We start from the raw sequence: 13,461 nt of genomic DNA on the forward strand, positions 1-13,461 counted from the left end.
GCAGGGAGCAGTACATGGCAGTCAGCGTCTTCGATCTCTTCAAAATCGGCATTGGTCCGTCGAGCTCGCACACGGTCGGGCCGATGCGCGCGGCGCTGATGTTCGTCCAGGGACTCGAGCGCGACGGGCTGCTCGCTTCCACCGCATCGGTGAAGGCGGAGCTGTACGGCTCGCTCGGCGCGACCGGCAAGGGACACGGCACCGATCGCGGCGTCATGCTGGGCCTGATGGGCGACGCGCCCGACACCGTCGATCCCGAGACGATCGCGCAACGGCTCGAAGCAGTGCGCACGTCGCGCCAACTCGCGCTGCTCGGCACGCACGAGGTGCCCTTCGTGCAGAAAGAGCACATCGCGTTTTATCGTCAGGCGCTGCCCGAGCATCCGAACGGCCTGAAGCTGTTCGCCTTCGATGCGCAAGGGGCAACGCTGCGCGAGTCGACCTATCTGTCGGTCGGCGGCGGCTTCGTCGTGACGGCCGGCGCGCCGAACACGAAGGTGTTGAGCGCCGTCGATCAGCTTCCGTATTCGTTCCGTACCGGCAACGAATTGCTCGCGCTGTGTGCGGCAAGCGGCAAGAGCATCGCGCAGTTGATGTCGGAAAACGAGCGCGTCTGGCACAGCGAGGAAGAGACGCGCGCGGGTCTGCTGAAGATCTGGGACGTGATGCAATCATGCGTCGCGCGCGGATGCGGCATCAACAATCCCGATGCCGATGGTCACTTGCCCGGACCTTTCCAGGTGAAGCGGCGCGCGCCGCAGCTGTATCGCGCGTTGACGGGCAACCCTGAGCGCGCGTTGCAGGATCCGCTGTCCATGGTCGACTGGATCAACCTGTACGCGATCGCCGTCAACGAAGAGAACGCGGCGGGCGGGCGCGTCGTCACCGCGCCGACCAATGGCGCGGCCGGCATCATTCCGGCGGTGCTGCATTACTACACGCGCTTCATGCCGGGCGCGAACGAGCAGGGCGTGATCGACTTCCTGATGACGGCCGCCGCGATCGGCATCCTGTACAAGCTGAATGCGTCGATCTCCGGTGCGGAGGTGGGCTGTCAGGGCGAAGTCGGCGTCGCATGCTCGATGGCCGCGGGCGCGCTGGCCGCCGTGATGGGCGGCACGCCGAAGCAGGTCGAGAACGCCGCGGAAATCGGCATGGAGCACAACCTCGGGCTCACCTGCGATCCGGTTGGCGGCATGGTGCAGATTCCGTGCATCGAGCGCAATGCGATGGCATCGGTGAAGGCGGTCAATGCCGCACGCATGGCGTTGCGCGGCGACGGCAGCCACTACGTGTCGCTCGATTCGGTGATCAAGACGATGCGCGAAACCGGCGCGGACATGAAGACCAAGTACAAGGAAACGTCGCGCGGCGGCCTCGCGGTAAATATCGTCGAGTGTTGAGTCGTTGAGCGCGGCATTCAATTGCGTGCGATCGCATCGGAAACGCGCGGGCCTTGCGGCTCGCGTTTTCATTTGCGCAATCGCGTTGCGCGCACGCCGATCGAACAGTTGCGCTGCGCCATGACAGCGCCCACGTGCTCGGCGTAAGCTGTCGAAGCGCCCATCGGCCGCTGTTGCACGTTCCGCCGATGCGGCTCCATCCCAACGCACCCACGCACTGCCAGGAGGCTTCTTCGCAATGTCGCTGCCGAATGCTCCCGCTTCCCATTCCGCTTCCAATTCCGTTATCGCTTCCCATACCGCACGCACGACCGGCGCGCGCCTCGTCGTCGAGGCGTTGCTCACACACGGCGTCGAGCGCGTGTTCTGCGTCCCCGGCGAAAGCTTTCTCGCCGTGCTCGATTCGCTGCACGACGAAACCGGGCGCATCCAGACAGTCGTCTGCCGTCACGAAGCCGCGGCCGCGAACATGGCCGAAGCGCTCGGCAAGTTGACCGGCCGCCCGGGTGTCGCACTCGTCACGCGCGGGCCGGGCGCGACGCATGCGTCGATCGGCGTTCACACTGCGTTTCAGGACTCCACGCCGATGATTCTGCTGATCGGTCAGTGCGCGCGCGAACATCTCGATCGCGAGGCATTTCAGGAGATCGACTACCGGCGCATGTTCGGTCAGATGGCGAAGTGGGTCGCGCAGATCGACGACCCGAAGCGCATCCCCGAATATCTGAGCCATGCGTTTCATACGGCCACCTCTGGGAGGCCCGGGCCGGTCGTGCTGGCGCTGCCCGAAGACGTGCTGAGCGATGCGTGCGACGCGGTACCTGGCGCACCCGCTTATCACCGCGTGGCGGCGTCGCCATCGGCCGCGCAGATCGCGAAGCTGCGCGAGTTGCTCGAAGGCGCGCAACGGCCGATGGTGATCGCCGGCGGCAGCGGCTGGACAGCGGCCGCATGCGCGGACCTGCGGCGTTTCATCGAAAACTGGCAGTTGCCGATTGGCCTCGCGTTCCGCTTCCAGGACACCTTCGACAACGAGCATCCGAACTACGCGGGCGACGTCGGTCTCGGCATCAATCCGGCGCTCGCTCAGCGCATTCGCGACGCGGACTTGCTGCTCGCGCTCGGTCCGCGCCTCGGCGAAGCGACGACCAACGGCTACACGCTGCTCGACATCCCGAAGACGAAGCAGACGCTCGTGCACGTGCATCAGGGCGCGGAAGAACTGGGCCGCGTATATGCGGCCGATCTGCCGATCGTCTCGGGCATGCCTGAGCTTGCGGCGATGCTTGCGGAACTGGAACCGTCGCCGTCCGGCAGGCTCGCCTGGGCGGGTGCCGCTGAGGAAGCGCATCGCGCGTATCTGGATTGGCGCGAGCCGCGCCCAATTCCCGGCGACGTGCAGATGGGCGAAGTGATCCAGCAGTTACGCGCCCACTTGCCCGACGACGCGATCCTCACGAACGGCGCGGGCAATTACGCGACGTGGCTGCATCGGCATTTCTCGTATCGGCACTTCCGTTCTCAGCTCGCGCCGACGAGCGGCGCGATGGGCTACGGCGTGCCGGCGGCGCTCGCGGCGAAGTCGCTGTATCCACAGCGCGCGGTGGTCGCGCTCGCCGGCGACGGCTGCTTCATGATGGCCGCGCAGGAGCTCGCGACAGCGATGCAGTACGACCTGCGCGTGCTGTTCATAGTCGTCAACAACAGCCAATTCGGGACGATCCGCATGCATCAGGAGCGACACTATCCGCATCGCGTGCATGGCACCGGCCTCACGAATCCGGACTTCGCGGCATTCGCGCGATCGTTCGGCGCGCATGGCGAAACCGTTGAACGTACCGGGGATTTTCTGCCGGCGTTGCAACGCGCGATCGAATCGCAGCTGCCGGCCGTGATCGAAATTCGCATGCCGCAGGAAGCGAGCACGCCCGCGGCGACGCTCGAGATGATTCGTGAGCAGGGGAGGAAGATGCGCGGGCAGTGAAAATCGCCACGTGGCCTGACAGCGTGTCGAATGCGCGGCCCATAAAAAACCCCGCCAGAGCGGGGTTTTCTATTATCAACCGTAGTCAGCAAAAAACTTACTTGCCGCCCACGCTTTGCAGCGTCGTCCACTTGCCATCGACGACCTTGTACAGCGTGATACCGCCGTTCTTCAGATCGCCGCGCGCGTCGTACGCGAGGTTGGCCGACGTCACGGCCGGCTTCGACGTCTTGGCGAGCACCGGCAGGTACTTGGCAGGATCGGTCGAGTTCGCGTTCTTCATCGCGGTGAACATCGCCATCGCGCCATCGAACGCGTACGGCGAGTACGTTTGCACATCTTCGTTGAAGCGCGCCTTGTACTTCTCGACGTATGCCTTGCCGCCCGGCATTTCTTCGAGCGGCAGACCGGCGAGCGAAGCCACCGTGCCGTTCGCCGCATCGCCGGCGAGCTTGATGAAGGTCGGCGTGTGGACCATTTCGCCGCCCATCAGCGGCGCCTTCACGCCGAGCTGCTTCATCTGCTTGACCATCGGTGCGGCTTGCGAATCCGCGCCGCCGTAATAGATCAGATCCGGGTTCGACGACTTCAGCTTGGTCAGGATCGACTTGAAGTCGACGGCCTTGTCGTTCGTGTATTCGCGATCGACGATCGTCGCGCCTGCCGCCTTCGCAGCCTTCTCGAACTGATCCGCAAGACCCTGGCCGTAAGCGGTGCGATCGTCGACGATCGCGATTTTCTTCATGCCGAGGTTCTTCACCGCGAACGTGCCAGCGACCGAGCCTTGCTGCGTGTCGGACGTCATCATGCGGAAGGTGGTCTTGAAGCCCTGCTGCGTGTATTCCGGCGCCGTCGCCATCGCGATCTGCGGAATGCCCGCGTTCGCGTAGATGCGCGAGGCCGGAATCGTCGTGCCCGAGTTGAAGTGGCCCAGCATGCCCTTGATGCCGTCATCCACGAGCTTCTGCGCGACCGTCGTGCCGGTGCGCGGGTCGGCCTGGTCGTCGGCCGAGTCGAGCACGATGCGAACCGGCTTGCCGCCGATCACCGGCTTCGTCGCGTTGAACTCTTCGACCGCGAGCGTGATGCCGTTCTGGAAGTCCTTGCCATAGTGCGCCTGTGCGCCCGTCATCGGACCGGCGAAACCGATCTTCACGTCTTCCGTCGATTGAGCGTTGGCCGTCCCCGCCAGCGACATGGCGGCAACCAGAGCTGCGCCTGCCAGCTGTTTCATTTTGTATTGCATAGCTTCTCCTTGATACCAGGTGTGGATGAAGCGGTGTCGGGGTCGCCGTGCCGCTTCCTTTCTATTGAATAAATCGCCGAGGTTCGCTCAACCGATCGTCATCAAATTCGCATTGCCGCCTGCCGCCGCGGTATTCACGCTGACCGAGCGCTCGGTGAGCAGACGCTCGAGCGCGTAGTCCTCGTCGCCGCTCGCGAGCGCACGGGCCGCGACGCCCTGCACCGACACGATCGGCCCCGCGCGCTTCGCGACCTCCTTCACGAGCGCAAGCAGCTCATCGCTGTCGCCTTCGAACAGCACGGCGTCGAACGGCGCGTCGGCGCTCTTCTTCACGCTCGCGTGGGCCTTCAGCGACGCCGGCAATTGCGAAACCAATTGTTCACCGGCCGCGCCCTCGAACAACGCACGATTTCCCGTAGCCAGCGCCGCCGCGAACTGCACGCGCGCGCCGCTCGCCGTCGACGCGATACACAGCACCGTGCCGCGCGGGCCCAGCGTGTACGTATTGCGCTCGCCGGTCGGCCCCGACAGTACCGCGGTCGCGCCCGCCGGCACATGCGACAGATAGCCGTCGCAACGCGCGGCAAGCTGCGGCTCGCGCTCGGCGATCAGCCAGTCGCGCAACGCGCTCAGCGCGGCCGCCGGATTGTCGCCCTTTTCTGCCGCCTGCGCCGCCTGCGGTACTTCGACCACCAGCGCCTGCGCGAGCGACTTCGGCAAACCAGCCGGACGCGTTGCGAGCAGACGCTGCAGATATAACGCACCGCCGGCCTTCGGCCCCGTACCCGACAGTCCTTCGCCGCCGAACGGCTGCACCCCGACCACCGCGCCGATCACGTTGCGGTTCACGTAGATGTTGCCTACGTGTGCGCGGCTGATCACGTGCGCGATCGTTTCGTCGATGCGCGTGTGGATGCCGAGCGTCAAACCGTAACCCGTCGCGCGAATCTGTTCGAGCAGCTTGTCGAGCTGGCTGCGGCGATAGCGCACCACGTGCAGCACCGGACCGAACACTTCGCGCTTCAGCTCGTCGATGCTGTCGAGCTCGATCAGCGTCGGCGGCACGAAAGTACCCTGCGTCGCGCCCTCCGGCAGCGGCAGTTGCTCGACCTTGCGGCCCTTGTCGCGCATCGCCGCGATGTGGGCGTCGATGCCGCGCTTCGCGTCCAGGTCGATCACCGGGCCGACGTCGGTCGACAGCCGATCCGGGTTGCCGAGCGCGAGCTCGCGCATCGCGCCCGTCAGCATTTCGAGCGTGCGGTCCGCGACATCGTCCTGCAAACAAAGAACGCGCAACGCCGAACACCGTTGACCGGCGGAGTCGAAAGACGACTGCAGCACGTCGGCGACGACCTGCTCGGCGAGCGCCGACGAGTCGACGATCATCGCGTTCTGGCCGCCGGTTTCGGCGATCAGCGGAATCGGCTTGCCATCCGGATCGAGTCGGCCGGACAGCGTCTTGTTGATCAGACGCGCGACTTCGGTCGAGCCGGTAAACATCACCGCACGCGTGCGCGGATCGGCGACCAGCGCGGCTCCGACCGTCTCGCCATTGCCCGGCAGCAGTTGCACCGCGCCCGCCGGCACGCCCGCTTCGCGCAGGATTCGCACCGCTTGAGCTGCGATCAGCGGCGTCTGCTCGGCCGGTTTCGCGAGCACCGTGTTGCCGGCCGCGAGCGCGGCGGCCACCTGGCCCATGAAAATCGCCAGCGGGAAATTCCACGGGCTGATACAGACCACCGGACCGAGCGGCCGATGCGTGTCGTTCGAAAACTCGTCGCGGATCTGCGTCGAGTAGTAGCGCAGGAAGTCGATCGCTTCGCGGATTTCCGCGACCGCGTTGGCGAGCGATTTGCCCGCTTCGCGCACCACGAGGCCCATCAGCGTGTGCATCTGCGCTTCGAGCAGATCCGCGGCGCGCGCGAGGCAATCCGCGCGCGCCTCGACCGGCGTCGCCTGCCAGATCGGCGCGGCGGCCACCGCATGGCCGAGCGCGGCGCTCACGTGCTCCGCCGTCGCTTCGACGACCGTGCCGACGAGATCACGCTGGTCGGCCGGGTTGCGCACGTCGCGCCCGGCGCCGACCGCGATCTGGTTGTCTTCGAGCATCGGCGCGGCGCGCCACGGATGATGCGCGCTCGCGAGCAGCGCCGACGACAGCGACGCGAGCCGATGCTCGTTCGACAGATCGAAGCCCATCGAATTGAGCCGTTGCGCGCCATACAGGTTGCGCGGCAGCGGAATGCGCGCGTGCGGCGCGCCGAGCGGCACGATCCTCGACGCTTCCTCGACCGGATCGGCGACCAGGTCCTTGATCGCGACGGATTCGTCGGCGATGCGGTTCACGAACGACGTGTTCGCGCCGTTCTCGAGCAGCCGGCGCACGAGGTACGCGAGCAGCGTCTCATGCGTACCGACCGGTGCGTACACGCGGCACGGGCGGTTCAGCTTGTCGCGGCCGGTGACTTCTTCGTAGAGCTGCTCGCCCATGCCGTGCAGGCACTGGAACTCGTACTGGCCGGGGTAGTAGTTGTTGCCTGCGAGCTGATAGATCGCCGACAGCGTGTGCGCGTTGTGCGTCGCGAACTGCGGATAGACGGCATCGGGCGCGCCGAGCAGTTTCTTCGCGCAGGCGAGGTACGACACGTCGGTGTAGACCTTGCGCGTGTAGACCGGATAGCCTTCGAGGCCGTCAACCTGCGCGCGCTTGATTTCCGTATCCCAGTACGCGCCCTTCACGAGCCGCACCATGACACGGTGACGGCTGCGGCGCGCCAGATCGATCAGGTAGTCGATCACGAACGGGCAGCGCTTCTGATACGCCTGCACGACGAAGCCGATGCCGTTCCAGCCTTGCAGCTCCGGATCGAAGCACAGCGCTTCGAGCAGGTCGAGCGAGAGTTCGAGGCGGTCGGCTTCTTCGGCGTCGATATTGAGGCCGATGTCGTAGCGGCGCGCAAGGATCGCGAGCGAACGCACGCGCGGCAGCAGCTCGCTCATCGTGCGTTCCTGCTGCGCGCGCGAGTAGCGCGGATGCAGCGCCGACAGCTTGATCGAGATGCCGGGGCCTTCGTAGATGCCGCGGCCGCCCGCGGCCTTGCCGATCGCGTGGATCGCCTGCTCGTACGACGCGTAGTAGCGCTGCGCGTCGGCCTCGGTGGTGGCCGCTTCGCCGAGCATGTCGTATGAATAGCGGAAACCGCGCGCCTCGTACTTGCGGCTGTTCGCGAGCGCTTCGGAAATGTTCTCGCCGGTCACGAACTGCTCGCCCATCAGGCGCATTGCCATGTCGACGCCCTTGCGGATCAGCGGCTCGCCGCCCTTGCCGATCAGGCGCGTGAGCGCCGACGACAGGCTCGTCTCGCTATTGGTCGTCACCAGCTTGCCGGTGATCATCAGACCCCAGGTCGCCGCGTTGACGAACAGCGACGGCGCCTGGCCGACGTGCGATTTCCAATCGCCCTTGCTGATCTTGTCGCGGATCAGCGCGTCGCGGGTCGCGCGGTCGGGAATGCGCAGCAGCGCCTCGGCGAGGCACATCAGCGCGACGCCTTCCTGGCTCGACAGCGAAAATTCGTGGATCAGCCCTTCCACGCCGCCGCCCTTGCTCTTCGAGCGCAGCGTTTCGACGAGCTTGCCGGCCATCGCCTGCACGTCGCCGGCGAGGTTGGCCGGCAGACGCGCCTGGCCGAGCAGGAACGGCACGCACTCGGGTTCAGGGCGGCGATACGCGGCGGTGATCGCCGCGCGCAGCACCGACTGCGGTTGCACGTTCTGCGCAAAATCGAGGAACGGATGGGACGCGCCGTCTTCCTCGTTCTCGACCGCCGCGCCGTCGGCGAGATCGGCCGTGCCGGTTGCGCCTGACAGTTCGGGCGGCAACTGGCCGTGCTCGATCTTTTCGAGGTAGGCGAAAATCGCCTGCTTGATCAACCAGTGCGGGGTGCGCTCGAGGCGGGTGGCGGCATCTTTGAGCCGGGAACGCAGGAGGTCGTCGACCTTGACGCCAAGAGTGGTGCTAGCCATGTTTCCTTCTCTGATACCGGGCGCGAGCCAGGCGAAAGACTAAAAGTTGGGCGAATCGTACGCCTCCAAATAAAAAGGTGCAACCAAATCGGCAGGTTGGTTGCACCCCGTCGGAAGCCTTATGGAACACGGGTTTCCGGGCGGTGACCGACAGTCGAACCGGGGTGTTTTCGATCGGTACTTTCCCTGGCGTGATTCTTTTTGAAATAAGCCTTATCAAACGACTTCGCGCGCCGATATACAGAAGCACGAAGACGGACGGCCCGAAACGTCGGTTTCAGGGCACGCAGAAAACATAAACGGGGTTCTCGAGGGTTGGTGTAATGGAAAAGTGGCTGGTAATACTGGGCATCTGGGCGATGTGCGCGACCTGTGCGGTGTTTTTCATTCGAGGCGCGACAAGGGGCTCGAATCGGCGCGAAGAGGAGCGCAAGCGTGCGAGCGCGGCCTCGCGTGGATCGGCGGGCAATACGCGAAACGCGCTGAACGACTGAGATCAGGAGAGGGCGCGCAACGGCTCATGAAGCCGGATGCGCGCGAGTGTGGGGATTCGCGACTGGCTTGGCGCGGGGATTTGCGCCTGAAGATTGCTTGTTGGATCAGCGCGGCCCGAGCGACGGCGCAACCGGCTCGAACCGCGCACAGACATCGCCGGGCGATACCAACTGGTCATGCAGACCACACAGTCGGCTATCGGCGACGCTCGCGCCGAACCCTGAACTGAACACGGCAAGCCCTGGGATACGCCGCTCGAGCGCATCCCGTTCGCTCACGCGATGCCGGCATGCGGCGCAGCAGGGCGCGTCCGCCGCGCTGCTGCGCTCTACGGCGCCTATGTATGGCGCAGCGCCGGCGCCACGATCCATCGAAATCTTCACGGCGTTATCCGAGGCTGTTCCAGTACGACGCGAACACGTGTGCGGACAGCGCGTAACCGATCGCGATATTGACCACCACGCCCGCTGTGAACGCGAGGAACGGCTTCAGACCGGTCGCGGCAAGCGAGCGGAAGCGCGTCGTCAGACCGATGCTCAGGAAGCAGAAGGTGAACGCCCACGTGCGCAGCACCGTGATCGGCGCGACGAACTCCGGCGTGACGACCTTACGGTAATCGGCGAGTGAATAATGGCTCGCGATCCACGTGACCAACGCCGACGCGATCACGAAGCCGATCACGAACTTCGGGAAACGCGCCCAGATCTCACCGGCATTCGCGCGCGCGGCGACGCCGCTGTCCTGCGCTTCCCAGCGCGTCGTCGCGACGATTGCGAGCACGAACGCCCAGATGCCGATCCAGATGTCGCGGCCGACCACCTTCATCAGCGTGAAGGCCTGCAACGACGCTTCCGGCGCGCCGGCGATCGCGCCGCCCGCGTGGCGCGCGAAATCGCCGTAGGCCTGGGCAGCGGCGATGCCCGCGGCGTCGGCGAATTCGGAGGTGCCGATCCAGGCGCCGGCGACGGCCGTCGGCAGTCCGAGCGAGCGCGACGCGAACGGCAGCACGAAGATCATCACGATCGCCCACAGCACGACCAGCGTGATCGCGACCGACGCCTGCTCGCGTTTCGCCCGTACCGCGCCGGCAATCGCGATCGCTGCCGACACGCCGCACACCGCGCCGCCGACACCGAGCACGGCGGCAAAGCGTCGATCGAGTCCGAATGCTCGCGCGACGAGAAAGATCACGAAGAACGTCACCAATGACACGATACTCGCCTGGACGACCGCGACCGGACCGGCCCACACGAGCAGCGTGAACGGCAGCGTCGCGCCGAGCAGCACGATACCGACCTTGATGTAAAACTCGACGCGCAGCCCGGCCGCGAGCCACTCCGGCAGCGTGAACAGGTTCGACACGAGCAGCCCGAGCGCGAGCGCGACGAGCGGCGGCTCGAGGTTGTACCTGGACGCGTCGACCCATGCGCCGAGCGTCAGAATCAGCGCGGAAGCGACGAACACCACGATGAAGGCGGCGAGAAACGCGCCGACGCGCTGCCGGAGCAGGGCGACGCTCGCGCCGAACAGCACCGCGAATGTCGCGAATAGCGCGAAGTAGTTGGGTAGATGCTTGCCGATGTCCTGCGCGGCCTGCGCGACGCTCGACCATTTGGCCGGCGCGACCGCGAGCCACTTGATGCTGCTGCCCGACGCGAACAGCGCCCACGCGATCACGATCACGAGCAGGCCGACGCCCGCGGCGAGCCAGTCTTCGGTCAGCGAAAAGCCGCTGCCTCGTGCGGTTTGCGCGTCTTGTGTACCTTGCCGCTGACCCGGCGCGGCGCCCTCCGGCACGGTGTGATGGGTGTCGCTCATTGCACATGCCCCGCGAAAGTTGAGTGGCATCGGCGCGAAGTTATTGTCGTTTAGCCCCAAAATGCGCCAATTTGGCGACTATAGGCGAGCGGGATCGCAAAGCGAAACGATCATTCGCTCTATGGATATGACTCAAAGAAGTATGGCGGGCGTCATCTGGCCCGTGGCGTCAGATGTCGAGCGGATCGACTTCGAGGTTCCAGCGCAGCACGCCCTTGAGCGCGCGCAACAGTGGCTGCCACGCGCGCAGCGTAGCCTGCAGCGCCGCGCGCGATGCGCTTTCGATCAGCAGTTGCGCGCGATGCACGTGCATCACCTTGACGATCGTGAGCGGCACTGCGTCGTAGACGGTGACGCGCCCGGCGGCAGGAATCCGCGCAAGTTCGGCGGCGGCCTGCTGCAGAAACGCGAGCGCCGCTTCGAGCGTGCGGCCTTCGGCGCGCAACAGCGCCTGGTAGACGAACGGCGGCAGGTGCGCGTCGCGTCGCTCGGCGAGCGTCGCATTGGCGAAGCCGACGTAGTCATGACGGCACAGCGCGTGATACAGCGCGTGACGCGGATAGCGCGTCTGCACCAGCACTTCGCCCGGCAGACCGGCGCGGCCCGCGCGGCCGCTCACCTGCATCAGCTGCGCGAACAGGCGCTCGCTCGCGCGGAAATCATGCGAAAACAGCGCGGTATCGGCGTTCAGCACGCCAACCAATGACACGCGCTGGAAATCGTGTCCCTTCGCGATCATCTGCGTGCCGACCAGAATATCGACCTCGCCCGCGTGCACGTCCGAGAACAACGCCTGCGCGCTGCCCTTGCGGCGCGTGCTGTCGGCATCGATACGCAGCACACGGGCGCCCGGCACCGCGCTCGCAAGCGTTTCCTCGACGCGCTGCGTGCCGCGCCCGAGCGGTGCGATATCGACGTTGCCACACTCCGGGCACGAACGCGGGATACGAGACTCCCAGCCGCAGTGATGGCAGCGCAGCGCGCGCTCGGGCTTGTGCAGCACGACGTAGGCGCTGCAGCGCGGACAACCGGCCACCCAGCCGCACGCGTCGCAGGCGAGTTGCGGCGCGTAGCCACGGCGGTTGAGGAACACGAGGCTCTGCTCGCCGCGTTCGAGCCGCGCCTTTATCGCGGCGATCAACGGGCCCGACAAACCTTCGATCGATGCCCGCCCGCGCCGGCGCTCGTCTTCGAGATCGATGAGACGCACGCTCGGCAGTGCGGCCTCGGCGACGGCGCGGCGCGACAGCGTGAGCCGCTCGTAGCGGCCCTGATCTGCCTGCCACCAGCTCTCGAGCGACGGCGTCGCCGAGCCAAGCACGACCGGCACGCCGAGTTGCTTCGCCCGATAGATCGCGAGATCGCGCGCCGAATAGCGCAAGCCTTCCTGCTGCTTGTAGGCCGGATCGTGCTCCTCGTCGACGACGATGATCGCCAGCCGCGGCAGCGACGCGAGCACCGCGAGCCGCGTGCCGAGCACGATGCGCGCGCGGCCGGTGTGCGCGGCGAACCAGTTGCGGGCGCGCTCGCCTTCGGCGAGGCCGCTATGCAGCGTGACGATCGCGCTGGCGTCGAGCGCGGCGAAGCGGGCGCGGAACGCCGCCTCGAACTGCGGCGTCAGGTTGATTTCCGGTACCAGCACGAGCGCTTGCGCGTCGGGCTTGCCGGCCAGAATCGCGGCGAGCGCGCGCAGATACACCTCGGTCTTGCCGCTGCCCGTCACCCCGTGCAGCAGGAACGGCGCGAAGCCGTGGGCGTCGCGGATCGCTTCGACGGCACTCGCCTGTTCGTCGGTGAGGGTTGGCAGGGCAGGCGCGGGCATGTTCGGCAGCGACGCGGCGGCGGGCACCGTGGCGGCGTCGATCACATCGAGCGTGACCCAGCCTGCCGTCTGCCATGTGTCGAGTGTCGCCAGCGCCTTCGGATGCAGCGCGCGGGCGTCGGCAGCGAGGAGGAAGTCGGCTCGAGCGAGCGCTTGCGCGAGCGCTCGGAGCGCGGTCGCGCGGGCCGGCAAGGCGTCAGGCAATACCGTGCGGCCCTCGGCCGTCAACCGATAGCGCTCTTCCGGGGCGAACAGCCGCGACCAGCGCGACGCGTCGCGCAGCGCCTGCGGCAGCCCCGGCAGCGCCACTTCGCCGAGACCGCGCTGATAGTAGTCCGCGGCGAATGCGGCAAGCGCGAGCCAATGTGTCGACACCGGCGGACACGCCGTGCAGACCTGATCCACATCACGCAGGCGCTCGGCCGGCACGTCGCTGTGAGCGGTCACTTCGCAAATGAGCCCCACCACGTGCCGCTTGCCAAACGGAACGCTGACGAGCGTGCCTACGACAGCCGCCCCGGAGATGTCGCAGCGGTAGTCGAACAGGGTCGGCAGCGGATGGTCGAGCGCGACGCGGACGAACATTTCGTTCACTCGGCGTGGCGCTGAGGATGAGCCGGCACGAGGCCAACTCGCGGCGCGGGGTGGGTCGCATGGGACGCGAAGC

6 protein-coding genes are annotated in these 13,461 nt (G+C 66.4%); 2 read left to right on the plus strand and 4 right to left on the minus strand.

Annotation, left to right across the window (positions count from 1 at the left end):
• The first annotated feature begins 14 nt into the window (after positions 1-14).
• Positions 15-1,403 (plus strand): L-serine ammonia-lyase, encoded by a 1,389-nt coding sequence (locus F6X40_RS08560; RefSeq protein ID WP_187627434.1) that lies wholly within the window; start codon positions 15-17, stop codon positions 1,401-1,403.
• Between the two features lie 238 nt (positions 1,404-1,641).
• Complete coding sequence (locus F6X40_RS08565) at positions 1,642-3,387, plus strand: thiamine pyrophosphate-binding protein (RefSeq protein ID WP_184069835.1); 1,746 nt, start codon at positions 1,642-1,644, stop codon at positions 3,385-3,387.
• A gap of 97 nt (positions 3,388-3,484) precedes the next feature.
• Here F6X40_RS08565 and F6X40_RS08570 read toward each other — a convergent pair whose 3' ends face one another.
• The 4 genes from F6X40_RS08570 to F6X40_RS08585 form a co-directional block, all read right to left on the minus strand.
• On the minus strand, positions 3,485-4,633 hold the full coding sequence (locus tag F6X40_RS08570; protein WP_184069837.1) for a branched-chain amino acid ABC transporter substrate-binding protein: 1,149 nt from the start codon (positions 4,631-4,633) through the stop codon (positions 3,485-3,487).
• 87 nt (positions 4,634-4,720) lie between these two features.
• Positions 4,721-8,659 (minus strand): trifunctional transcriptional regulator/proline dehydrogenase/L-glutamate gamma-semialdehyde dehydrogenase, encoded by a 3,939-nt coding sequence (gene putA, locus F6X40_RS08575; protein WP_187627435.1) that lies wholly within the window; start codon positions 8,657-8,659, stop codon positions 4,721-4,723.
• A gap of 882 nt (positions 8,660-9,541) precedes the next feature.
• Entirely contained in the window at positions 9,542-10,972 is a 1,431-nt protein-coding gene (locus F6X40_RS08580; RefSeq protein ID WP_187627436.1) for a YeiH family protein, read from the minus strand.
• Between the two features lie 169 nt (positions 10,973-11,141).
• Positions 11,142-13,379 (minus strand): primosomal protein N', encoded by a 2,238-nt coding sequence (locus F6X40_RS08585; RefSeq protein WP_187627437.1) that lies wholly within the window; start codon positions 13,377-13,379, stop codon positions 11,142-11,144.
• Positions 13,380-13,461 lie beyond the last annotated feature (82 nt).

This window comes from Paraburkholderia sp. UCT31 (assembly GCF_014397655.1).
GTDB classification, from domain to species: Bacteria; Pseudomonadota; Gammaproteobacteria; order Burkholderiales; family Burkholderiaceae; genus Paraburkholderia; species Paraburkholderia tuberum.

Bases quoted from the DNA above. Each gene is read 5' to 3' on its own strand.
- F6X40_RS08560 (WP_187627434.1), top strand. From the start codon at position 15: ATGGCAGTCAGCGTCTTCGATCTCTTCAAAATCGGCATTGGTCCGTCG.
- F6X40_RS08565 (WP_184069835.1), top strand. From the start codon at position 1,642: ATGTCGCTGCCGAATGCTCCCGCTTCCCATTCCGCTTCCAATTCCGTT.
- F6X40_RS08570 (WP_184069837.1), bottom strand. From the start codon at position 4,633: ATGCAATACAAAATGAAACAGCTGGCAGGCGCAGCTCTGGTTGCCGCC.
- putA (WP_187627435.1), bottom strand. From the start codon at position 8,659: ATGGCTAGCACCACTCTTGGCGTCAAGGTCGACGACCTCCTGCGTTCC.
- F6X40_RS08580 (WP_187627436.1), bottom strand. From the start codon at position 10,972: ATGAGCGACACCCATCACACCGTGCCGGAGGGCGCCGCGCCGGGTCAG.
- F6X40_RS08585 (WP_187627437.1), bottom strand. From the start codon at position 13,379: ATGTTCGTCCGCGTCGCGCTCGACCATCCGCTGCCGACCCTGTTCGAC.